Annotated in this window: 21 protein-coding genes; 13 read left to right on the top strand and 8 right to left on the bottom strand. The window is 67.9% G+C overall.

Annotated features, from left to right (window positions below):
- The first annotated feature begins 118 nt into the window (after positions 1-118).
- Positions 119-1,129 carry an LLM class flavin-dependent oxidoreductase gene (locus tag NN4_RS10555; protein WP_147129741.1) on the top strand — a complete coding sequence of 337 codons (1,011 nt, stop codon included), beginning with the start codon at positions 119-121 and terminating at the stop codon, positions 1,127-1,129.
- A 130-nt stretch (positions 1,130-1,259) separates the two neighbouring features.
- On the opposite strand, the gene NN4_RS10550 is transcribed toward NN4_RS10555, so the two are convergent.
- Complete coding sequence (locus tag NN4_RS10550; protein ID WP_147129740.1) at positions 1,260-1,847, bottom strand: hypothetical protein; 588 nt, start codon at positions 1,845-1,847, stop codon at positions 1,260-1,262.
- Positions 1,844-2,494: a papain-like cysteine protease family protein gene (locus tag NN4_RS10545; RefSeq protein WP_147129739.1), complete on the bottom strand. Its 651-nt coding sequence runs from the start codon at positions 2,492-2,494 to the stop codon at positions 1,844-1,846. Before NN4_RS10545 ends, NN4_RS10550 begins: the two co-directional genes overlap by 4 nt.
- Before the next feature lie 271 nt (positions 2,495-2,765).
- Between NN4_RS10545 and NN4_RS10540 the strand changes: the two genes are divergently transcribed.
- Complete coding sequence (locus NN4_RS10540) at positions 2,766-3,614, top strand: C1 family peptidase (protein WP_222595019.1); 849 nt, start codon at positions 2,766-2,768, stop codon at positions 3,612-3,614.
- Between the two features lie 19 nt (positions 3,615-3,633).
- On the opposite strand, the gene NN4_RS10535 is transcribed toward NN4_RS10540, so the two are convergent.
- Positions 3,634-4,404, bottom strand: coding sequence for a GntR family transcriptional regulator (locus NN4_RS10535; protein WP_147129738.1), 771 nt, complete (start codon positions 4,402-4,404; stop codon positions 3,634-3,636).
- A gap of 98 nt (positions 4,405-4,502) precedes the next feature.
- On the opposite strand from NN4_RS10535, the gene NN4_RS10530 reads away from it, so the two are divergent.
- From NN4_RS10530 to NN4_RS10495, 8 genes are all read left to right on the top strand, one after another.
- Complete coding sequence (locus NN4_RS10530; protein WP_147129737.1) at positions 4,503-5,630, top strand: TIGR03364 family FAD-dependent oxidoreductase; 1,128 nt, start codon at positions 4,503-4,505, stop codon at positions 5,628-5,630.
- Positions 5,631-5,638: 8 nt separating this feature from the next.
- A complete protein-coding gene (locus tag NN4_RS10525) occupies positions 5,639-6,328 on the top strand; it encodes a phosphonatase-like hydrolase (protein WP_147129736.1) in 690 nt (229 codons plus the stop codon).
- A gap of 71 nt (positions 6,329-6,399) precedes the next feature.
- A complete protein-coding gene (locus tag NN4_RS10520; protein ID WP_147129735.1) occupies positions 6,400-7,470 on the top strand; it encodes a 2-aminoethylphosphonate ABC transporter substrate-binding protein in 1,071 nt (356 codons plus the stop codon).
- Between the two features lie 28 nt (positions 7,471-7,498).
- Complete coding sequence (locus tag NN4_RS10515) at positions 7,499-8,689, top strand: ABC transporter ATP-binding protein (RefSeq protein ID WP_147129734.1); 1,191 nt, start codon at positions 7,499-7,501, stop codon at positions 8,687-8,689.
- Positions 8,690-8,813: 124 nt separating this feature from the next.
- Complete coding sequence (locus NN4_RS10510; RefSeq protein ID WP_147129733.1) at positions 8,814-9,707, top strand: 2-aminoethylphosphonate ABC transporter permease subunit; 894 nt, start codon at positions 8,814-8,816, stop codon at positions 9,705-9,707.
- A 4-nt stretch (positions 9,708-9,711) separates the two neighbouring features.
- On the top strand, positions 9,712-10,509 hold the full coding sequence (locus NN4_RS10505; protein WP_147129732.1) for an ABC transporter permease: 798 nt from the start codon (positions 9,712-9,714) through the stop codon (positions 10,507-10,509).
- A gap of 121 nt (positions 10,510-10,630) precedes the next feature.
- Complete coding sequence (locus tag NN4_RS10500; protein ID WP_147129731.1) at positions 10,631-11,227, top strand: DUF4126 domain-containing protein; 597 nt, start codon at positions 10,631-10,633, stop codon at positions 11,225-11,227.
- A 144-nt stretch (positions 11,228-11,371) separates the two neighbouring features.
- On the top strand, positions 11,372-14,665 hold the full coding sequence (locus NN4_RS10495; protein ID WP_147129730.1) for a hypothetical protein: 3,294 nt from the start codon (positions 11,372-11,374) through the stop codon (positions 14,663-14,665).
- A gap of 210 nt (positions 14,666-14,875) precedes the next feature.
- Here NN4_RS10495 and NN4_RS10490 read toward each other — a convergent pair whose 3' ends face one another.
- Together NN4_RS10490 and NN4_RS10485 are read right to left on the bottom strand one after the other, a co-directional pair.
- On the bottom strand, positions 14,876-15,235 hold the full coding sequence (locus NN4_RS10490) for a DUF4254 domain-containing protein (protein ID WP_107658318.1): 360 nt from the start codon (positions 15,233-15,235) through the stop codon (positions 14,876-14,878).
- Between the two features lie 529 nt (positions 15,236-15,764).
- The gene (locus NN4_RS10485) at positions 15,765-16,193 is read right to left on the bottom strand and encodes a guanyl-specific ribonuclease (protein WP_147129729.1); all 429 of its coding nucleotides are present in this window, start codon (positions 16,191-16,193) and stop codon (positions 15,765-15,767) included.
- A 132-nt stretch (positions 16,194-16,325) separates the two neighbouring features.
- Here NN4_RS10485 and NN4_RS46570 point away from each other — a divergent pair, with 132 nt between their 5' ends.
- Both NN4_RS46570 and NN4_RS46565 read left to right on the top strand, forming a co-directional pair.
- Positions 16,326-17,045, top strand: a complete 720-nt coding sequence (locus NN4_RS46570; RefSeq protein ID WP_222595018.1) for a pyridoxal-dependent decarboxylase — start codon at positions 16,326-16,328, stop codon at positions 17,043-17,045.
- 5 nt (positions 17,046-17,050) lie between these two features.
- Complete coding sequence (locus NN4_RS46565; protein WP_222595017.1) at positions 17,051-17,770, top strand: pyridoxal-dependent decarboxylase; 720 nt, start codon at positions 17,051-17,053, stop codon at positions 17,768-17,770.
- Here NN4_RS46565 and NN4_RS10475 read toward each other — a convergent pair.
- The 3 genes from NN4_RS10475 to NN4_RS10465 form a co-directional block, all read right to left on the bottom strand.
- Positions 17,756-18,685, bottom strand: a complete 930-nt coding sequence (locus tag NN4_RS10475) for a 3-methyl-L-tyrosine peroxygenase-related protein (protein ID WP_503826340.1) — start codon at positions 18,683-18,685, stop codon at positions 17,756-17,758. The genes NN4_RS46565 and NN4_RS10475 overlap by 15 nt on opposite strands.
- Positions 18,682-19,224: a hypothetical protein gene (locus NN4_RS10470; RefSeq protein WP_147129727.1), complete on the bottom strand. Its 543-nt coding sequence runs from the start codon at positions 19,222-19,224 to the stop codon at positions 18,682-18,684. Before NN4_RS10470 ends, NN4_RS10475 begins: the two co-directional genes overlap by 4 nt.
- A 135-nt stretch (positions 19,225-19,359) precedes the next feature.
- A complete protein-coding gene (locus tag NN4_RS10465; RefSeq protein WP_246180811.1) occupies positions 19,360-19,938 on the bottom strand; it encodes a TetR/AcrR family transcriptional regulator in 579 nt (192 codons plus the stop codon).
- 125 nt (positions 19,939-20,063) lie between these two features.
- On the opposite strand from NN4_RS10465, the gene NN4_RS10460 reads away from it, so the two are divergent.
- Entirely contained in the window at positions 20,064-21,815 is a 1,752-nt protein-coding gene (locus NN4_RS10460) for a phytoene desaturase family protein (protein WP_186818351.1), read from the top strand.
- Positions 21,816-21,825 lie beyond the last annotated feature (10 nt).

The following is a 21,825-nucleotide window of genomic DNA, read 5'->3' as shown; positions in this document are numbered from 1 at the left end:
GCCGACGCACGGCACAGCCGACTCTGATCGGCGCCGAAGGGCACGCGGAATACCTGCGGACCATGGTCCGTTTACGGTATTGGTTGACATCGACACTACTGAGGAAAGAGGCTCGACCGTGGAATTGGGACTCACGACCTTCGCCGAGCTGTACCCCGTCGGCGACCGCCCCGCACCTACCGCGGGCGAGCGGTTGCGTGAGGTGGTCGAGGAGGCCGTCGCCGCCGAGCGGGCCGGACTCGACGTCTACGGCGTCGGCGAACACCACCGCAAGGATTTCGCCGCCTCCTCCCCCGCGCTGGTGCTGGCCGCCATCGCGGCGCGCACCGAGAAGATCCAGCTGACCAGCGCGGTCACCGTACTGAGCTCCGATGATCCGGTACGCGTGTACCAGGATTTCGCGACGCTGGACGGACTGTCCAAAGGGCGCGCCGAGCTGATGGCCGGGCGCGGGTCCTTCACGGAAAGCTTTCCGCTGTTCGGCTACAACCTGTCCGACTACGACGAGCTCTTCGAGGAGAAGCTGGCGCTGCTGCTGCACCTGCGCGAGGACGAGCCGGTCACCTGGTCCGGCAAGTTCCGTGCACCGCTGCGTGATGCCATCGTCTACCCGCGCACCGACAACCGGCCGCTGCCGGTGTGGATCGCGGTCGGCGGCAGCCCCGAGTCGGTGGTCCGCGCCGGACTGCTCGGACTTCCGTTGGCCATCGCGATCATCGGTGGTCAGCCCGCCCGGTTCAAGCCGCTGGTCGAGCTGTACCACCGCGCCCTCGCCGAAGGCGGCCACGAGAAGCAGCCGGTGGCGGTGCACGCCCACGGCTATATCGCCGACACCGACGAACAAGCCGTCGCCGACTTCTACGAGCCCTACGCACTCGCCATGAGCGTCATCGGCCGCGAACGCGGCTGGGGCCCCATGACCCGCCCGCAATTCGAGGCCCTGCGCTCCAAGGAGGGTTCGCTGTTCGTCGGCACCCCCGACTACGTCGCCGAAAAGGTCGCCGACATCCGCGACACCCTCGGCCTCGACCGCTTCATGCTGCACACCAGCGTCGGCACCCTCCCGCACGAAAAGGTCCTGCACAACATCGAATTGCTGGGCGAGAAGGTAGCCCCGCAGGTGCGCTGAGCTACTGGGTGAGGTGCGCCTCGAAGGCGATCCGGTCGCCGCGGTAGCGGCCGCGGACGCGCTCGATCGGATCGCCTGCGGCACTGGAAATCCAACAGTTGGTTGCGCGGCGCGCGAACGACTCGGCGGGTCAGCGGGTTCGGAGCCAGGCATAGAAGGCCTCGGCGTTGAGTTCTTTGCCTGCCAACGCGGGGGTCTTTTCCGAGGAGATCACGGCAACTTGGGTTCGCGTCCAGCCGAACCAGGTATGGGTCGGGTAATCGAGCAGCAGTCGCGCACCGGCGGCACGTGGCCGGCTCGTCTCCTCTACCCCCGTTGCCATCGCCCGTGGCAGATACGGTGGCAACGGTTCCAACTGCAACGTGTCGGCGGCATTGCGCCCGGCCACCCGAACCGGCACCGCGATGTAGGACTCGATCCCGGCGCGCTCGAGGGAGTGTCCGGGATCGTCAGCGGACGACGGGTAGGTCGCATACACCATAACCGGGGCGCCGACTCGCTGAAGTGCCATGGCCGCAACATCATTCGACGCACCCGACGATCGAAGGAACGATCCGACGAGACGCTGCGCCGCCGGAGTGTCGATCGCGCTGTCGATGGCACTGCCGTCCGGCTCGCTCTCCCACACCGTCGCGGGTGCACCGCGATCCGCACACCCCGACAGGCCCAGACCAACAACTAAGAGCCCGATCGCGATGCGCAGGACCGATCCACTCATCGGAGTGCGATGCCGTAATCCTCGCCGAACCACGTCCAGTCCGAATTCCGGGTGTAGGAGTCGAGCGACTGTGTGACGCTGCGCCGCGAGGTGGGCCAGGGATCCCCGTAGGTGACGGTGCCCGCATCGGTGTCGAAGCCGTAGATCACCTGCGCGTGCCCGCCGCCTGCCGTCCACGCGATGCCGGTGAGGATCGGCCGATCGGCCGAGATCTCATCGATGACCTTGGCCATCGACAACGGCGCACCGACGGCCGCGGCGAAACCGATCCCTCGGAAAGCGGACGCGATCTGCTCGAGCGACGCCTCCTCATCTGGGCAGGCGCCCTCGGTGCTGACGCCGTGTACCAGTGCGCAGTACTGATTCTGGCTGATCGGCCGGTGCAGATACGTGGCTATCGACGAGCCGTCGGCGGCCCAGCACCACTGATCCGCGATCTGGGTCTGCTGGAGATACGGCAGGGTTCGCGCACCGAAGGCGGCGGCGCGAGGTTCCGGAACCCGAGGCAGGTTCGGCGTCACCACCAAACCGTAGGAATGCCCGGCGGCATCCCACTCGGCGGGTCCCGGCTCGGCGACGGCGGAGCCGTGCAGTGCGAAGGCGAGGAACATCGAGACCAGGCAGCACAGCTTCCATTTCGACGTCACATCTCATCCTTCCGAGCGGAAATACCATCGCACGGTACATATCCGCGCCCTCGGCCGCAATACCACCGTATCGAATCACAGTGCAAGTGGGCGACTTGGGTGAATTTACTTGTGCGACACCGCCGTTAACCGCGACTTAAATGAATCAGGATGACTTTTATCTAGTCGTCGCCGAAATGCCGTGGAACACTCCCTGTTCAGTTCACCGATCATTCCATCCGGAAGTGATGGATCATGGGGCTCAGCAGGAGGAACCTTGCACTATTCGCGCTTGTCCACCGCTTTCGTATCCATCCTTGGAACCAGCCTCGCGGTGACCGGTACCGCGCACGCCGCCCCGGACGCACCCTCGCCGCAGATCAAGCACCACGCGTTCGGACTCGACCGCGCGGCCGCGCACGACAGCCTCGGCCGAGACACCACCGTCGGTTCGGCGCTGCCGGTTCAACTGGGCGCGGCCGGTGCACCACCGGCCGCATATTCGCTGCGCCAGTACGCTTTACCCGCAGGCGATCAGGGGCCGGTCGGATCGTGCGTCACCTGGGCGACCGGATATACCGGGTACGGGGTGCTGATGAACGAGCAGCAGATCGCAGGCGATCCGATGGCCCCGATGTTCATCTACGCGCAGATCGCGCAAGGCAACGATCAGGGCACCTACGCCGGAGTCGCGTTGCCGCTGGAACAGCAGCAGGGCATCGACACCAAATCCGACTACTGGCAGGGCGATTTCGACTACACGACCCAGCCCGACGCCGCGGAACGCGCGAACGCCACCCACTACAAACTGTCCGGAGCACAGGATCTCACCAAGGGCGATATCGTCACCAACATCAAGAAGGCGATCGCATCCGGCCTGCCGGTCCCCTTCGGCTTCGACGCCAGGGAAAGCTTCGAAGCCCTGGACAGCACCAATGACAACTACAACCCATCGGCCCGCGAGAAAATCCTCGGCGGCCACGAGGTCACCATCGTCGCCTACGACGCGAAAGGCGTGACAGTCGAGAATTCATGGGGCCCGAACTGGGGCAAGAACGGTTTCTTCACAGCTCCTTGGTCCTTCATCACCGGCGCCGATGTGAACGAAATCCACTCGATGGGCCGATTGCTTCCCGTCTGACGGCGGCCATCGGCGTGAGCTACTGGGTGAGGTGCGCCTCGAAGGCGATGCGGTCGCCGCGGTAGAGGCCGCGGACGCGCTCGATCGGGTCGCCTGCGGCGTCGAGGCTACGGCGGTGCAGCAGCAAAAGCGGTAGGGCCGTAGTGCATTCGAGGAGTGCGGCCTCGCGGGGGGAGGCGAGGACCGTTTCGATGCGTTCCGTGGCCTGGCCGAAGATCACGCCGGACCCGCGCACCGCCGCGTACAGCGAGGTGCTCGGGTCGTAGGTGGTGCGCAGGTCGGCGAAGCGGTGCAGCGGCAGGAAGGTGCTCTCCAGGCCGATGCGTTCGCCGTCGGCGAGCAGGACGCGCTCCAGGTGCATGACCGAAGTGCCCACGGGCACAGCGAGATCGCGGGCGGTGTCGGGGTCGGCCGGGACGTCGTCCCAGCTGACGAGCAGGCGACCGGGGACGCGGCCGTAGCTGATGGCGCCTTCGGTGTAGGAGCGAAGCGACAGCGGCTGCACCATTTTGGGCCGGGAGACCACGGTTCCTCGGCCCTGCCTGCGAATCCGGCCTTCCACCAAAAGATCTCGCAATGCTTGGCGAACGGTCTCCCGCGCGACCTCGAAGCGGACCGCCAGGTCACGTTCGGACGGAACCGGATCGCCCTCGTTCAGATCACGCAGGATCGTCTCGAGTTCGGTGCGCACGCGGTACGACTTCGGCAGCCGGTCGGGCAGCGTGAATTCGGCTCGCCCGCCACGCGTGTCGCCGGGCGCCACGTCGGCACCGACCTCCGTTGCTTCCATGCGGCACAGCCTACCCGCAATTGGTCTATACCAATTATTAACCTGGCGTTCGCACAGGCAACACCGCTTGGTCTAGACCAATGTGCACCATGAGGTCCATGCGATTGGTCATCATCGGAGGTGGAATCCTCGGCACCGCACACGCCTTGGCCGCCGTCCGCCGCGGTCACGAAGTGGTGCAGTTGGAGCGGGAGACCGAGGCCCGCGGCGCCACGGTCCGCAACTTCGGCCTGGTCTGGGTTTCCGGGCGCTCCGCCGCCGAACTGGAGCTGACGATGCGCTCGCGGGAACTGTGGGAGGAGATCGGCGGCAAGGTCCCCGCCGTCGGATTCCGTCCCGCCGGATCGATCACCCTGGTGCGTACCCCCGCCGAACTCGCCGTCGCCGAGAAAGCCGCGGCCGGACCGACCGCCGAGACCCGCGGCTTCGAGCTGCTCGATCCCGACCGGGTGCGCGCGGTCAACCCCGCACTGCGCGGGAAATTCCTTGCCGGACTGCACTGTTCGACCGACGCCGCGGTCGAGTCGCGCCAGGCGCTGCCCGCGCTGCGCGCCTACCTGGCCGCCACCGGCCGATACACCTTCCACGCGGCCACCGAGGCCAGGTCGGTCCTCGACACCGCCACCGGCGCCACCGTGCTCGACGACCAGGGCCGCCGCTTCGAGGCCGATCTGGCGCTGGTCTGCCCCGGCGCGGCACACAGCGGGTTGACCCGCGAGCTGGTCGAGGATCTGCCGGTGCGCCGAGTCCGATTGCAGATGATGCAGACCGCGCCGCTCGGCGAACCGCTCACCACCGCCATCGCCGACGGCGACAGCTTCCGCTACTACCCGGGCTTCGCGGGTGACGAGGTGGACACGCTGAACCGAGAGCAGTCCCAGTCGGCCACCGCCGCCGAGCACAAGATGCAGTTGCTCTGCGTGCAGCGGTTGCACGGCGGGCTCACCATCGGCGACACCCACGAATACGACGAGCCGTTCGCCTTCGACGTGGACGAGGCGCCCTACGAGCACCTCACCGCGGTCACCGAGGAACTGCTCGGACGCAAACTGCCGCAGGTGGTTCGGCGCTGGGCCGGCGTGTACAGCCAGAGCATCGACCCGGCCGCGATCGTCACTCGCGCCGCGGCGGGCGCGCACATCTGGGTGATCACCGGCCCCGGCGGCCGCGGCATGACCCTCGGCCCCGCACTCGGCGAGCACACCGCCGACCTGCTGAACTTGTGAGGATTGCAGTGTCCGACAACACCATTCAACTAGTCGTCCTGGACATGGCGGGCACCACCGTCGCCGACGGCGGGCTGGTCCTGCGCGCCTTCGAGGCCGCCGCCACCGCAGCGGGCATCGCGGCGGACGGACCGGAACGCGAGGAGGCCCGGCAGTACGTGCTGGACACGATGGGCCAGTCCAAGATCGCGGTATTCCGTGCCCTGCTCGGCGACGAAGAGCGCGCGCAGGAAGCCAACCGGGCCTTCGAGTCCGCTTACGATGCGCTGATCGAAGAAGTCGAGATCACGCCGATTCCTGGTGCCGCCGAAGCGATCAACAAGTTGCGTGGCGCCGGTGTGCGGGTCGCACTGACCACCGGATTCAGCCGGACCACCCAGGACCGGCTGCTGAACGCGCTGGGCTGGACCGACATCGCCGACCTGACCCTGGCCCCCTCGGACGCCGGGCGTGGCCGCCCCTACCCCGACATGGTCCTCACCGCGCTGCTCCGCTTGCACGCCGACGCCGTGGATCGTGTTGCGGTGCTGGGCGATACGACCAGCGACATCGCCACCGGCCTCGCCGCGGGCGCCCGCATCGTCGCGGGCACGCTCACCGGTGCCCACAACGAAGCGCAGCTGCGCGCGGCAGGCGCGACCCACGTCGTGCCGTCGGTCGTCGAGTTCGCCGAACTGGTGCTCGCCGAGCACCGCTGAACCGTTCCGGCAGCCGCCGGATAAACCCCTTCGACTCCGACACTCCTCACGAACCGAAAGTTGTAGTCATCGTGCGTACTTCGTACCCGCCGGCTCGCCTGGCGCGCACCCTCGCCCGCACCGCGTTGCTCTTCGCCACCGCCACTGCGGTCGCCGCCACCGCCGCCTGTGGTGGCACCGGCACCGAGAGCACGAGCGGCAAGACCGTCACGGTCTACTCCGCCGACGGTGTCGGCAGCTGGTACCAGACCCAGTTCGCGGCGTTCCAGCAGCAGACCGGCATCGCGGTCAACCTGGTCGAGGCGGGCTCCGGCGAGGTGGTCAACCGGGTCGACAAGGAGCAGGCCAACCCGCAGGCCGACGTGGTCGTCACGCTGCCGCCGTTCATCCAGAAGGCCAAAGCCAGTGGCCTGCTTCAGGATAGCGGCGTCGACACCAGCGCGGTCCCGGCCGCCGACAAGGATGCCGAGGGCAAATACGTCACCCTGGCCAACAACTACCTGTGCTTCATCGCCAACCCTTCGGTCGACACCACCGCGATCACCTGGGACGACCTGCTGAAGCCGGACTTCAAAGGCAAGCTGCAGTATTCGACGCCGGGCCAGGCCGGTGACGGCACCGCCGTGCTGATCCTGTTGCAGAAGCTGCTCGGTAAGCAGGGCGCGCTGGACTACCTGAACAAGCTGCAGGCCAACAATGTCGGGCCGTCCTCGTCGACGGGCAAGCTGCAGGCCAAGGTCGACAAGGGTGAGCTGAGCATCGCCAACGGTGACGTGCAGATGAACCTGACCACCATCAAGGAGAAGGGCGCGAAGTTCAGCGTCTTCTTCCCGGCCGCCGCCGACGGCAAGAAGTCGACCGTCGCCGTCCCCTACGTGATGGGTCTGGCCAAGGGCGCCCCGCATAAGGACGACGCCAAGAAACTGATGGAGTTCCTGCTCTCGGCCGAGGCGCAGAAGTCGCTGGGCTCGGACGCTTTCGCGGTGCCCGCCCGCGCGGAACTGCGTGATGCCCCGGCCGGATCGGGACCGTCGCCGAGCTCGCTGCTGCAGGGCGTCGAACTGCTGCCGGTCGACTGGAACACGGTGCTCACCGACCTCGACGGCGATCTGGCGGCCTACCAGAAGGCCACCGGTAGCTGAAACGCCGTCAACCCCAGAGGAGTCGACCATGTCCACCGGTGACGCACTCACGAAGTCATCCACCACCGCCCTGTCCCGACCGGCCGCTGCCGAACCGGCGATCGTGTTCGACCGGGTCGGCGTCAGCTACCGCAGCGGCCGCAAAACCACTGTCGCACTGGCCGATTTCACGCTGCGCGTCGCCGCGGGCGAGACCGTCGCCCTGCTCGGACCGAGCGGTTCCGGCAAGTCGACCGCGCTCAAGGCCCTGGCCGGATTCGTCCGGCCGACCTCGGGCGCGGTCCGGCTGGCCGGGCGCGACGTCACCGACCTGTCACCCGCCAAACGCGGGATCGGCGTTGTCGTGCAGTCGTATGCGCTGTTCCCGCACATGAGTGTGCACGACAATGTCGCTTTCGGACTGAAGTCGCATCGGGTGCCGCGCAACGAGATCGGCGCACGAGTTACCGAAGCACTGGCCATGGTCGGCATGGGCGCCTACGCCCAGCGCCTGCCCAGGGAACTGTCCGGCGGCCAGCAGCAGCGAGTCGCTATCGCCAGGGCGCTGGCCATCCGGCCCAAGGTGCTGCTGCTGGACGAGCCGCTGGCCGCACTCGACGCGCAGCTGCGCCAGTCCATGCTCGGCGAGCTCCAGCAGCTGCGAAAGGCGTTGCCGGACACGGCGATGCTGTACGTGACCCATGACCAGTCCGAGGCGCTCGCGCTCGCCGACCGGATCGCGGTCATGCGCGATGCCCACCTGGTGGATATCGACACCGCCGAGAACCTCTGGCGGCGGCCACCCAGCGACTTCACCGCGGCCTTCCTCGGCGGCGCGAACCTGCTGTCCTGCACGGTGAACCGGCTGTCGGGCGGGTCGGCGCTGGTCACCGTCGGCAACCGGACACTGCGGGCCGAGGCACCCGCACCCGGTGTCGGACAGGAGAACTGGGCCCTCGACTCCCCTGCCCTGCTGTGCGTACGCCCGCACACCGTGCGGATCGGCGCCACCTCCGAACGAGACGCGCTGCGCGGCACGGTGGTCTCCGCCGTCTGGCGCGGCGCGTCCACCCGCCTGCACCTGGCGATCGACGGTGTGGCCGACCAGATCACCGCCGACGTCTCCGGGCATGTCGACACCGCCGTAGGCTCGGTCGTCGGCGTGCTCTTCCCCGACCCCGCCGGCGTGCTGATCCCCCGCGCGGTCGGCCGCACGACCCGCACCGAGGTGCCGCGATGAGGCGCAGTCAGAGTTGCCGCACACTTTCTGATTTCCCGCATACGCAATCGCATGCGATTCCATGTGCGGGAAATCAAGGAGTGTGCGGCATGTCGGCGAGACAACCGCGCAGAGGCGGCCGAGCATGAGCACGCCTGCGGTACTCGCGCCGGTCGCCGCGCCTGAGCGGCCGAAACCTCCGCGGCAACGTAACTGGAAGCCGGTGCTGTGGAGCCTGCCCCCATTGCTGGTGGTGCTGTTCATCGCCGTGTACCCGATCGTGCGGGTCCTCGCCGAATCCACGGTGACCCCGACCGGGCGCGGCACCTCGGTCTGGTCGCAGGTGCTGGGTTCCGAATCGTTCCGTAATGCGTTGTGGCGCACGGTGTTCATCGCGGTCAGCTCGACCGCGGGCTGCCTGATACTCGGCGCGTTTCTGGCGATCGTGCTGGCGTTTGTGCCGTTTCCCGGGTCGCAGGTGGTGGGCAGGCTCATCGACACCGTGCTGACGCTGCCGTCGTTTCTCATCACCCTGGCCTTCACGTTCCTCTACGGCACGGCAGGCGCGGTCAACGCGCTGATCACGAACATCACCGGGAAAAACGAACCCGCACTGAACTTCCTGAGCACCCCGCTCGGCGTGATCCTGGCCGAGATCACCTTCTTCACGCCCTTCGTCGTGCGCCCGCTGCTCGCCGCGTTCGCCCAACTACCGCGCGAACAGCTCGACGTGGCGGCGAGTCTCGGCGCATCACCGTGGCGGGTGCTGCGCCAGGTGGTGCTGCCCGAGGCGTGGCCCGCGCTCGCGGCGGGCGGCAGCCTGGTATTGCTGTTGACGCTCAACGAGTTCGGCATCGTGCTCTTCACCGGAGCCAAGGGCGTGATCACGCTGCCCGCGCTGATCTACACCCGCGGCATCGTCACCTTCGATCTGCCCGGCGCCGCGGTGCTCGCCTCGGTGCAGGTGCTGCTCTCGCTCACGCTGTACGTCGGGTACCGGCTGGTTTTCGCCCGGTTCACGGCCCAGAAGGAGAACTGAACCGATGCTGATGTGGACCAGACGCGGCCGGGTCGCGGTGCTCGCCGTGTTCGCCCTCGTGGTGTTCGTGGTGTTCGTCGCGCCGATCGCCACCGTGATCGCGGCCGCCCTCGCCGGGCACTGGACCGGCCCGCTGCCATCGGACCTGGGCTTCGCCAACTTCGAGCGCGCATTGTCCGGCGAGCAGGCCGCCAGCCTCTCGGTCAGTTTGCAGACCGCGCTGCTGGCCGGCGCCGTCTCACTGGTCCTCGGCACCTGGGCGGCCTTGGCGGCGCGCGAGGCACCGAGCTGGTGGCGGCGCTGTACCGACGCGGTGTTCCATCTGCCGGTCGCGGTCCCGTCGGTGGCCATCGGCCTCGGAGTGCTGATCGCGTTCAACGAGCGACCGGTGCTGCTCGGCGGCACCAAATGGATTGTCATCCTGGCACATTCGGTGCTCGTGCTGGCCTACGCCTTCAGCGCGGTCGCCGCCGCGCTGGACCGCATCGACCCCGGCTACCGCCAGGCCGCCGAATCCCTCGGTGCCGGCCCGATCCGGGTGCTCTGCCAGGTCACGCTGCCGCTGCTGCTCCCGGCGCTCGGCGCGGCAGCCGGACTCGCCGTCGCGCTGTCCATGGGCGAGCTCGGCGCCACCATCATGGTCTACCCGGCCACCTGGAAGACCCTGCCGGTGGGCATCTTCGCCCAGACCGACCGCGGCGAGGTGTTCGACGCGGCCGCGAGCACCACGCTGCTCGTGCTGGTCACCCTGCTGGCGCTGGTCCTGCTCGGCCGCCTGCGCAGCCGCGCCGCCCTGCGCTGACCGGCCGCACATCTCCTGATTTCTCGCACTCGCAACGGCATGCGTGACCGGGAGGTGTGCGGCGGCGCGCGGGTTTGCGGTGGTCAGGGCGGGTGGCCGGGTCTCGACCTAGGATGGCGACGTGTCAGCACTTCCCCTGATCTTCACCGCGAGCTGGGCGAGCGGCGTCAACGCTTACGCCGTCGTGTTGCTGCTCGGCCTGTTCGGTCGCACCGGCCTGACCGATTCGGTGCCCGAGGCACTGCAACGCACCGACGTGCTGATCGCCGCCGCAGTGCTGTTCGCGATCGAGGCGGTCGCCGACAAGATCCCGTACTTCGATTCCTTCTGGGATGCGCTACACACCGTGGTCCGGCCCGCCTCGGGCGCCGTCGTCGCGGCATTGCTTGCGGGACAGGACGGTTCGCTGTCCGAGCTGGCCGCGGGCGCGGTCGGCGGCGTCACCGCTTTGGCGAGTCATCTGGTGAAGGCCGGGACTCGAATGGCGATCAACACCTCGCCCGAACCGGCGAGCAACATCGTGACGAGCACCGCGGAGGACATCTCCGTCGCGGGCATCATCACCCTGGCCATCTTCCACCCGCTGCCCGCGGCCATCATCGCGGGCATTCTGCTGCTGATCGGCTTGATCCTGGTGACCTTCCTCGCCACCCGCATCCGCCGCTATCTGCGCCGCCGCCGACAGCGCAGGGCGGCGCGGACCGCCGCCGCGACCTGAACCCCGGACGGCGCATCGCCGGCGAAAAACCCGGTGCCGGCCGTCGATTCGAGCTCGTTCCGCGAAACCCGGTGTGCGCGACATATCCTCACAACGACCACGGGGTGATCCCGCGACACCCGAGGAAAGGTTGGCGGTCGACGAATGGCAGCACCGGCGACGAAGCTAGTGAAGGACCTCGAACCGTTGTCCGCGCCGCAGCGGCGCCGGGCCCTCGCGACGGTGGCATTGCGGTTGGCGGGCACCGCGGAGCTCCGCGCACTGCTGACCGATCTGGCCGGGCGCGGTCATTACGAGCGGGTCCTCTCGATTCACCTCGCCGCGATCGCCGTCGACCGTGATCACCTTGTCGGCCAAATGGACTCGGCCGAGCAGGAGTTCGTGTCCCGGGCCATCGTCGCGCTGGTCCGGATCGGCGTCGAGCCACCGGTCCTGGTCGACCGATTGCCACGGATGGCGCACCGGACGCGAACAATGCTGTATCGCGCGATCGGGCGCCGTAAACACAGTGCGGCTCTCGCCGACGCTCTGCTGCCGGAGATCCGACGCCGCTTCGGTGACGCGGAGGCGGTGCGCGTCCTGTCGTATTGCTCGACGCCGCTCGTCACCGAGCACCTGCCAGAGTTCGCGTACGCGGCGCCCAACTGGCAGACGTTGGGCCGCAGGCACACCGAAGTGGTGCTCACCTACCTATCGGACCTCGCGGCGCAGGCGGGCGAATCCGACTGGCCCGAGCTGTGGCCGCGCATTGCCGCCGGTGCGAGCAGCTTCGCGCTGCGGGACCCGGACCGCCTGCTCGCCCTCGCCGCACAAGCGGTTCGGTACGTGCAGCCCTACGGATTGCATGCCGTCGCGGGGAAGCTGGCTCGGCACAACACCGATGCCGTCGTCGAACTGATCCTGCATCCGAGCGGGCGCGGCACCTGCCTGGCCGGGCGTGCGCTGTTCACGGCGTTGCGCGAGCTCCCCGACGAGCGCCTGATCGCCGTGTGCGCCGCGTATTCGGGTTATCACCAACGGCATTTCCTGCATGTCCTGCCGCCGAGCCGGCGCCTCGAACCGGTGCGGCGGGTCTTCATCCGGCCCGGCGTCGACGCCGCGCAGGTGGATCTCGACGCCCTCGACAGCCTGCCCCGGCACGACCGCGCCACGCTGGCCCGCGAATTGCTCTCGCGCCGAGGCGGATCCGATGATCGGCCGGTTCGCGAGCGGCTGATCGCCCGGCTCCCGTGGGCGGAAGCCGAACCCGTGCTGCGCGAGAGCATCCGCCGCCCGACCGCCGACGAGCGCGCGCAAGCCTATCCGCTGCTGGTGGCCGCGGCGATCGGCAGTCGCGACCCCGCGGTGGTCGGTGCATTGTTCGAGGCAATGCGTCGGCTACGCAACGAACAGGACCCGGTGCGGCGCACAGCTTTACAAGCGATCAACCAGATCCCACCCACCCTGTTGCGCACCGAACACCTACCCGCGCTGGAGGGACTCGGTACGGACGCGCTGCAAGCCCGCGATCGATCCGCCATGACCACCGGCGCGGTGGGCACCATGGCCCGCACGCTGCTGGTGCACGGCGCCAGAGCCGCCGATCCGGCCTACACCGAGGCGGCACTGCGATTGATCGAAACCCTCGCGGCACAGGCTGTCTCACTACCGCTATGGGATCTGGACCGCGATCTGCCGCGCGGCGCGGAACAGCGGCTCTGCACCGCACTGCGCCGGCGACTGGACGGCGATGCGGTGCGCGACGAATGGGGGCTGGCCCTCGACTTGGCCCAGGGCCTGAACAAGCGCGCCTGGAACGTTGTGCCGCTACAGCAGTTGCTGCTCCGGGCGTGCAGCGCTCGCAACGACTCCGTCATCCACCGCGCGGTCGACCTGGTACTGGCCGACCCGGCCACCCGCGACGAGCAGCTCACCACGCTGCTGAACCGGGACCGCTCGCTCATCTCGCTCCCCCGAGTGCAGCACTTGATCGCCACGCGCCGCACCGACCTGCTCGACACGGTGCTCAACGGCGCCACACCGGGGCGCTTCATCGCGCCGAAAGTGCGCCTGGTGCCCGACTTTTCGGAAGGCTTCGGCGGCTGGACCGCACGACAGGTCGAGTTGTACGCGCGAGCGCTCATCGCGCTGGTGCGCGCCAAGGAGTCCTCGCCGTGGGAGAAGGCCTGGGCGGTGCGCCGATTGGGCCGGCTGCCCGGCAGCTTCGCTCGCCTCGTCGGCTACACCGATCACCCGGAGCTCACGGTGGCCGAGGCGGCGCTCACCGCGCTCGGCCGCAGCACCGAGGCCGAGGCCGCGATCGGCGTGCTCAGCAGGTACGTGGACTCCGATCGAGCGCGAGTCGCGGTGAGCGGCATCGCTTCCCGGGCCAGGAGCATCGCCCCGGATCGGCTCGCGGCCGCGCTCACACCGCTGCTCGATTCCCCGAAGATCACCTCCCGGAAGGAGGGCGTGCGGCTGCTCGCCGCGCTGCACGCGCCGGAGGTGATGGCCGTCCTCCGGGCGATCTGGGACCGCCCGGACCAGCACCGGGATGTCCGGCGCGCGGTCGTCTTCGCGTGCCGCTGGCTGCTCGACCACGAGGACGCCTGGCAGATCCTCGATGCGGCGTCCCGCGACCCGGCGGTGGCGGGTGAGGCATTGAATCTCGTCCCCGCCCTGCTACCGATCCCGCAGCGGCGCAGGATGGCCGGGCTGGTGCGCGAGATGGCGGGCGGCGCCGACGTCCAGCTCGCCACCGAGGCGATGCGGGTCCTCGGCGGCTGGCAGCGCTGGGCACCCGCCGATACCGGCGACATGCTGGTGCACCGGCTCGCCGACCTCAGCGAGACGGGACTCTGGCGGCATGCCGCGCGCGTGCTCGTCGCCAGCGACTTCCGGGCGGCGGTGCCCGCGGCGGTGGATCGGCTGCTCGCCGCCGAGGATGTCGTCATCGCGGGCCGGGATCTCCCTGCCCGGCAACGACTCTCGACGCTGCTGGGGAATCTGGGTAGCTCGGCCGGTGTGTCCGATGCGGCGCGCGAGACGGCGGTCGCCGTGGCCGAACGGCTGGCGGTCGAACCGCAGTGGCGCCGGTTCGCGATCGATCTGCTGGTGACCCAAATCCGTTGGGCCGACGTCGATTCGAGCGTGCGGTCGATCCGGCAGGCGTGCGGATTCGCCCGCGGCGCTCTGGTGGTCTATCCGGCCGAACAGTTGCGCACGCGGCTGTCCCGCAGCGGGCAGATGGTCGATGCCGACACCATGACGCGGGTGGCGCGCGAGTTGTCCGTGGACGTGGACAGCGCGGTCGCGCTGGCCGCGTTGGCGTTGATCGCGCAGTGCGGCAGTCACTTCGGCTGGACGCCCGCCTGGGCGGAGCTACTCACCCGGATGCGGACGCATGGACAGAGCAGCGTCCGGGTGGCGGCGCACGAAATCTTCACTATTGCCGAATGATTGCGGCGAATGAGATTCCAGCGGGCGTGCCGCGCCAGTCGACCACGCGGCACGCCGGGCGGGGCGCCCCGTTGCGCCCGCCGTCACTGTGACGACGTGATCATTCAGAGAAAGTCACTGGTCGGATGACTACGCTGAACGTCGCCCTTTTTGGCAAGCGACGCTGTCGGGGCAGTGTCACTATCGCGGTGAGAACATCGGTCGAGAAGATCACTGCTCAGGCAATCGACGCCGGCCACCGGCCACGTCGGTTACCAGATCAGTGTACCCATCAACAAGTTCGGCCAGGTGATACCAATGTTTATGGGTATTGTCGCTACGCGCGCCCGAGACGTCAATGGCTTGGTTCGCATCCACCCAGCTGCGTGCCATCCGGTCCACCACCGCACCGAGGCTTTCCGTGTGCAGCGACGCGCCGTTGCGATGCTGCGGCATTTCCTTGCCGATCCAGTCATTGATCTCGTCGACGAGTTCACCCCGGCGGTAGTCTATTTCGATGATCAATGCGGTGTCGCGCACCTGCTGCCTGCGCGCATGCAGTTCGGCGAGCGCATGCGCGGAACGCAGCATTTCCCGATCTTGGAAACGACGTCCTTGAAAGGCACACAATAATTGCGGAGCTGTCGGCAGTACCCCCACAGTAGGTGCACTCATCGTGTCACCCCGAGTGCGCCCGATACCAACACGCTTTGTACCAACATAATTGGCTCTCGATTCCGTAATCCCGGTCATCGGATCGGTTGTTCACAACTAGGCTAGCTGGATCATGCTCTTACAGATGCAAGAACGCAAGAGTGCGTCCGCATTGCTGCAACCGGCCGCTACGCGGGGGATCAAGCGCCCGCTTCCGCAGGCTGACAACGCCTCCAGCGCCATCTGAGCCGAGGGCGTCGCCGCGGATTACGAGACGATACGAGAGCCGGCTTTCACTGCACGCCAGCGTAGGTGCGGGGCTACCGCGCGGGGGGCGAATCGACGCTACTTTCCCACCATTCGAGTGGATGCCGATCAGTTGCCGGACACACCGCAGACCCCGAAATCAGCCAGCCCATCATGTCAAGGCGGGTTACCAATCGAGCCGCGGTCCGGTCCAGTCCATTCAGCGCATCCGAGTGAAGCTGGCGTAGTGATCGCCGGTGTACCAAGCGGATCGGTCGCTGCCGGTGACAATGCGTTCGGCGTCGCGCGTCTGCCCCGGCTTCTTTATATTGACGTCCCACTCCTGGTAAGCGATCCGGCTCCCCGCCGAGTCGGTAGCGGGCAGCCGCCCCTCCCGGTTCGACCAGACCCCACCACCTTTGGTGCCCGAACCGTCGTTCGGCGGCCACGTGCCCGCGTCGATCCGCGCCAGCGTGTCCCAGGCCCGCTGCGGGACAGCGGCACTGACCAGCATGATCGACTCATCCGTCCGCACCGGCCGCGCCTGCTCCGGCGCGCCCGTGGACAGCCCGAATATCAGCGCCAACGCGGCGGTCACCACAACGACGATGTGCACGAACCGCTTCGAGGTCGATCCCGCCCCAGTCATAAGGCGTGAACCTACGTGACCGATCCGAACTCCAGGTTTCCGCAGGTTTCCGATCCGTGAAGCTTTGGTGCCCGACAGCACTTTCCGCAGTTCGTGGCCTATCCGCGCGGGTCACCGGATCGAATACCAGGAATGCAGCCTGCGCCCGACCACATGAGCACCGAGGAATTTCGCCGACACGGCCGCGCGGTCGTGGACTGGGTCGCCGACTACTGGGATCGGGTGGCGTCGCTGCCGGTGTTGTCCCAGGTAACGCCCGGACAGGTGCGAGCCGGGCTGCCGGCCACACCACCCGAGACCGGCGAACCCTTCACCGCGGTACTGGCGGATCTCGACTCGATCCTGGTTCCCGGGCTGACGCACTGGCAGCATCCTGGGTTCTTCGCGTACTACCCGTCCAGCACGTCGGGCCCGGCGGTGCTCGCGGAACTACTGTCCGCCGGCCTCGGCGTGCAGGGCATGATGTGGCAGACCAGTCCCGCCTGCACCGAACTCGAACAGCACGTGCTCGATTGGCTCGCCGGCCTGCTCGGGCTGCCCGACTGCTTCACCTTCGCGGGCAGCGGCGGCGGCGTCATCCAGGACTCGGCGTCCAGCGCGATCCTCGTCGCCTTGCTCGCCGCGCTGCACCGGGCATCGGAGGGTCGCGTGCAGACCGAGGGCGTGGACCGCGCGCGCTATCGCGTCTACACCTCGACCGACGCGCACTCGGCGCTGGAAAAAGCCGCGCGCATCACCGGTCTCGGCACAGCGGCGGTCCGGTTCATCGGTACTCGCGCGGACTCATCGATGTGCCCAGAGGCGTTGCGGACCGCGATCGCGGATGATGTTCGGGCGGGCCTCCCTCGGTGATGGTGATGGCAACCGTCGGAACGACCTCGACCAGCGCCATCGACCCGGTGGACCGGATCGGTCCGATCTGCGCCGAGTTCGGCGCTTGGCTGCACGTCGACGCCGCCTATGCGGGAGTCGCCGCAGTGTGCCCGGAGCTGCGCTGGATCCAGCACGGCGTGGCCGACTACGCCGATTCCTACGCGACGAATCCGCACAAGTGGCTGCTCACCGCCTTCGACTGCGACGCCTGCTATGTCCGCGACCGCGCGGCACTGGTCGGTGCCCTCTCGGTGGTGCGAGAGTACCTGCGCAGCAACGTGAGTGCGGCGGACGCGGTGGTGGACTATCGCGACTGGCAGGTACCACTGGGACGGCGGTTCCGCGCGCTCAAACTGTGGGCCGTGATCCGCTGCTACGGCGTCGAAGGGCTGCGGGCGCATATTCGGCACAGTGTCGCGCTGGCGCAACAGTTCGCCACATGGGTGGCTGCTGATGACCGCTTCGAACTGATGGCCCCGCATCCGCTTTCACTGGTGTGCTTCCGGTTGCGCGGTGCCGACGAGCCTAATCGGCAGCTGTTGCAGACGGTCAATGGGTCGGGGCGAATCTATCTGTCCCACACCATGGTCCGGGATGCGTTCACCCTCCGGCTCGCCATCGGCGGCACCGCGACCCGAGTCGAGCACGTCACCGCCGCATGGGATCTGCTCAGCAGCAACGCATCCGGGCTACTCGGCGACTGAGCGGCCTCGGTCCGATCGATCTGCGGACCCATCGACCAAGCCGAGTCGACGTTGTCCCAGCGCGCGCAGTACCCGCACCGCCGCGGACTGCTGCCCGGTGGCCGCGGTGCGGAGACTGGGCGCCTGTTCGCCGACGAAGCGCTCGCACACACCCACGTGCGCCGCGTATACCTCGGCAAGGGCATCGCGCAGCAGCGCGGCTCCGCCGGATAACTCACGGGTCTCGCTGTAGGCCTGCCACTTTCGCAGAGCGTCGACCAGCGCACGATGGTCGACGGACAAGATCCCGCTGAAGCCTGCGGTAACTCGCGGCGGTTCCATCAACGGCCGCACCCGCTCTCGATACTCATCGGCGGCGAATCCGGCGGTGAGCCGCAAAGCCGCTGCGCTGCAACGAAAGACGGCCGCCGTAGTCTCGAGGCCAGCTGCGGCGGCCGTCGAATCCCCGAGTCGTGCACGTGCGCAGGCGTGTCGCATGCTCACCGTGGCGGCCTGGGTCAGGACCGCGAACAATTGATGGCCGCGGACCCAGTAGTCGAGGCCGGCCCACAGTGGCTCATTCGGTGGCTGTGCCGAAGACCAGCGAAGCGCAGGGAACGCCGTGGTCAAAGCGCCGCACAGCTCCTCGTGCTGATGGCTCGGAGTATGTGCCATAACGGCTTCGACGACACGCGCGAACGCAGCATGCCAGAGCGACTCGACATCCCCTGCCGCACGTCGGATTCCGAAGAACTCGTCGTGTTCGGCCTCGCCCGTGGTGAGCGAATGCGGTGCCGCGCACGTGACGGGCGGGGCTCGTCGTGCGCGGCTCGGCGGTGGAACATCGTCAGCCGGTCCGGGAGAGCGTGCGGATGCGCGAGCAGCAACGGCTCCGCCCGGAGCGGCCCGTACGCGGAGGGGTCTGGCATTCGTCAGAAGATGTAGAACTTTCCGGTGAGCACCCCAGCTGTCACACCCGGGCAGGTGCCCTTCACCTTCACGTCATTGCTGTCCACTGCCGAATGGCCTTTGAAATGACCCGACTCGATCTTGATCGGGAAGTCGCCAGGGCCAGAGCCGTCGGACTTGGTCTGCCCCTTACTCGTCTGACTGATCTTGCTGGTGGTTCCGTCCGACCAGGTGATCGCCCCGGTGCCCTTGTGCTCCTCGACCGGACCGTCGCAGGCGACCTTCTCAGTCCCGGCGAGGGCCATACTGATCGGCTTCGGCTTAATCAGCGAGATGTCCGGCCCCGAGCAGCCGCTGAAGAAGATCGTCGCCTGCCATCCGACGGGCAACGCTTTCTCTCCGATTCCCACGTTGAGCCAGGCAACTTGGCCGTTTTCGTCGCACGTGATGCGCGCGTTGTCGCCGGCCGGATCCGGCCTGGCCGAGCTGGGCGCGGCAATTATGCATGCGCCGAGTACCGCGCCTGCGAGGATTGCGGCACCGGTCGAACGGTAGCTGGGGGACACGGGATCTCCTTCAATGGATTCGTGCTCGCCGACAGGCCGGACGAAGCCCCAGAGCGGACCCGGGTCAGCACGTCCGGCCAGAACGTATTCGGCACCGAAGCCGCGCTGGATCTGCCGGACTCGTAGAAGTCCTGACTACGCCTCACGCCCGGCCCGCGGGCAACGGAGCAGCTGATCGAGCTGTCCCGCGACCCGCTCGAGCGGCGTCACCGAACGGGCGGCGATAGACATGACAACCGCACCCTCGATGGCGGCTACCGCCGTGGTCGCCAGGGACGCCGCGGTCGCACCATCGAAGTCCTCGGCGATCAACTGCTCGGCGATCAGCCCCTCCCATTCGGCGAACGCCTCGGCGGCGATGGCAGGCGCCGCAGGCACTTCCGACCCCGCCAAGGCCGCTGCGACCACCGGGCAGCCCGCGGTGAAGTCACCATTCACCAGCGTGTCCTTCCACATCCGCACGAAATCGGCGAGCCGGGCGGCGGCGGTACCGGATTCCGCGGTTGCGGTGATGGCGGCGGCCATCACCTTGCCCGCCGTCCGGGTGGCCTCCTCGACCAGCTGCTGCTTGCCGCGCGGGAAGTTCTGGTAGATCGACCGGCGGGCGGTGTTGCTGTGCGCGAGCAGTTCGGTCATGCCGGTGCCCGCGACGCCGCGGCGGCGGATGAGATCGATCGTGCCCATGATGAGCCGCTCACGGGGACGCATCGTCATGGTCGCAGCTTACCCATTTCCTGCTTGCGGTAGACCGATCATGCTACTACCGTGTAGGAAACCGTGACCTTTGGTAACAGCAACGGTCCAGCTCGCTGCGGCGAGGCCCGATCATGGAGGAACACATGACCGCTCTCGTCGAGCAGGACGCGGCCACCGCGGACCACACCTTCGACGCGATCGTCGTCGGCGCGGGCATCGGCGGCATGACCGCCGCCGCTTATCTGGCGGTGGCCGGCAAGCGCACCGTGGTGCTCGAGGCCTACGACGTGATCGGCGGCTGCACCCACGTGTTCCGGCGGGCAGGAAAGTGGGAATTCGATGTCGGGGTGCACTATTTGGGCGACTGCGGGCCGGACGGTCAGATCCCGACCGTCCTGCGCGGCCTCGGGCTGGACCAGAAGGTCGAGTTCTTGCCGCTGGACCCCGACGGTTTCGACACCATCGTCTTTCCCGACCTGACACTGAAGATCCCCCGGGGCTGGGACAACTACCAGCGCAACCTGATCGAGGCGTTCCCGGCCGAGGCACGAAAGATCCGCCGGGTGGTCAGCATTCTGCGGCGGATCGGCTCCGGCATCGACCACAGCCGCACCCCGGCATCCCTGCTCGGCAACGCTAAGTTCTTGCTGGCCGCCGGTATTCACGCGCCGTGGGCGATGGTTCCACTGACCCAGCTGTTGAACGCCCACCTGCTCAGTCCCGCACTCAAAGCCGCGATGTCGGTGCAGTACGGCACCTACGCCAGCCCACCGCACCGCACCCCCGTCGCGGTGCACGCGTTCATGCTGCAGAACTTCCTCAGCGACGGCGCCTGGTTCCCCAAGGGCGGTGGACAAGTGCTCTCGACCCGGCTCGGCGAGGTCGTGGTCGCCAACGGCGGACAGATTCGTACGCGGTCCGCGGTGCGCCGAATCCTGGTCGACGACAAGGCGGTAGCCGGCGTCGAACTGGAGGACGGCACCCGGTTCACCGCGCCGATCGTGGTCTCCAACGCCGACTTCAAACAGACCTATCTCGAGCTCGTCGGCCGAAAACACCTGCGCCGTACCACCATCGCGCGCGTCGAGCGGCTGCGGATGTCGCAATCGTTCTTCAATTGCCATCTGGGCGTCGACCTCGACCTGAGTACCCGGATGGTCAACACCAACTTCTACTCGCTGCCGACCTCCGAGGATGTCACCTCACTGTTCCAAGCCCTGTCGGAGAACAAGCCGGGCTACACCAAAGATGAGCGCATCGCCGAGGCTCGAAAGCGCTTGCCCGCGTATGTCAGCGTCACCACGGTCAAGGATCCGGACAACCCGCACGGCGCGCCGACGGGCTCCTCGGTACTCGAGGTGATGACCCTCGTCCCCTGCGAGCCCGAATTCTGGGGCTTGGCCGCTTGGCCCGCGGCCGGCGACGACAGCTATCAGCGCAACCCCGAATACCTGCGCGTGAAGGCGGCTTTCACCGAAATCATGATCGCTCGGGTCGCCGAGGTCATCCCCGGGATCGAGGACCACATCGTGTGGTGCGAGGCGGCCACCCCGCTGACCCAGCACCGCTACACCCGCGCCACGGCGGGCACCCCGTACGGACTCGAGTTGTCCCTCACCCAGTTCGGTCCGTTCCGGCCGGGTACGCGTACCGAAATCGACGGTCTGTTCCTGTGCGGCGCGAGCACCGCGTGGGGCCCCGCGGTCGAAGGCGCGATGCTGTCCGGCCTGCATGCCGCGGGGGCGGCATGCGGGCGCGACCTGGACGCGGAAATCCGTGCAGGCAAGGTCCTCGGCGTCGCCGTCCACACCGCCGACCCCGCGAAGTGGGAGCCGCTCGCCGCGGCCAAGAAACTCGCGGTCCGTACCGCGCGTGCGGCCGCCGCACAATCCTGAACCCGTTGCC

Origin of the sequence: Nocardia ninae NBRC 108245, from assembly GCF_007990755.1 — a bacterium.
Taxonomy (GTDB): domain Bacteria; phylum Actinomycetota; class Actinomycetes; order Mycobacteriales; family Mycobacteriaceae; genus Nocardia; species Nocardia ninae.
Note: the sequence above shows the minus strand (reverse complement) of the source record. Positions and strands in the feature narration are given on the sequence as shown.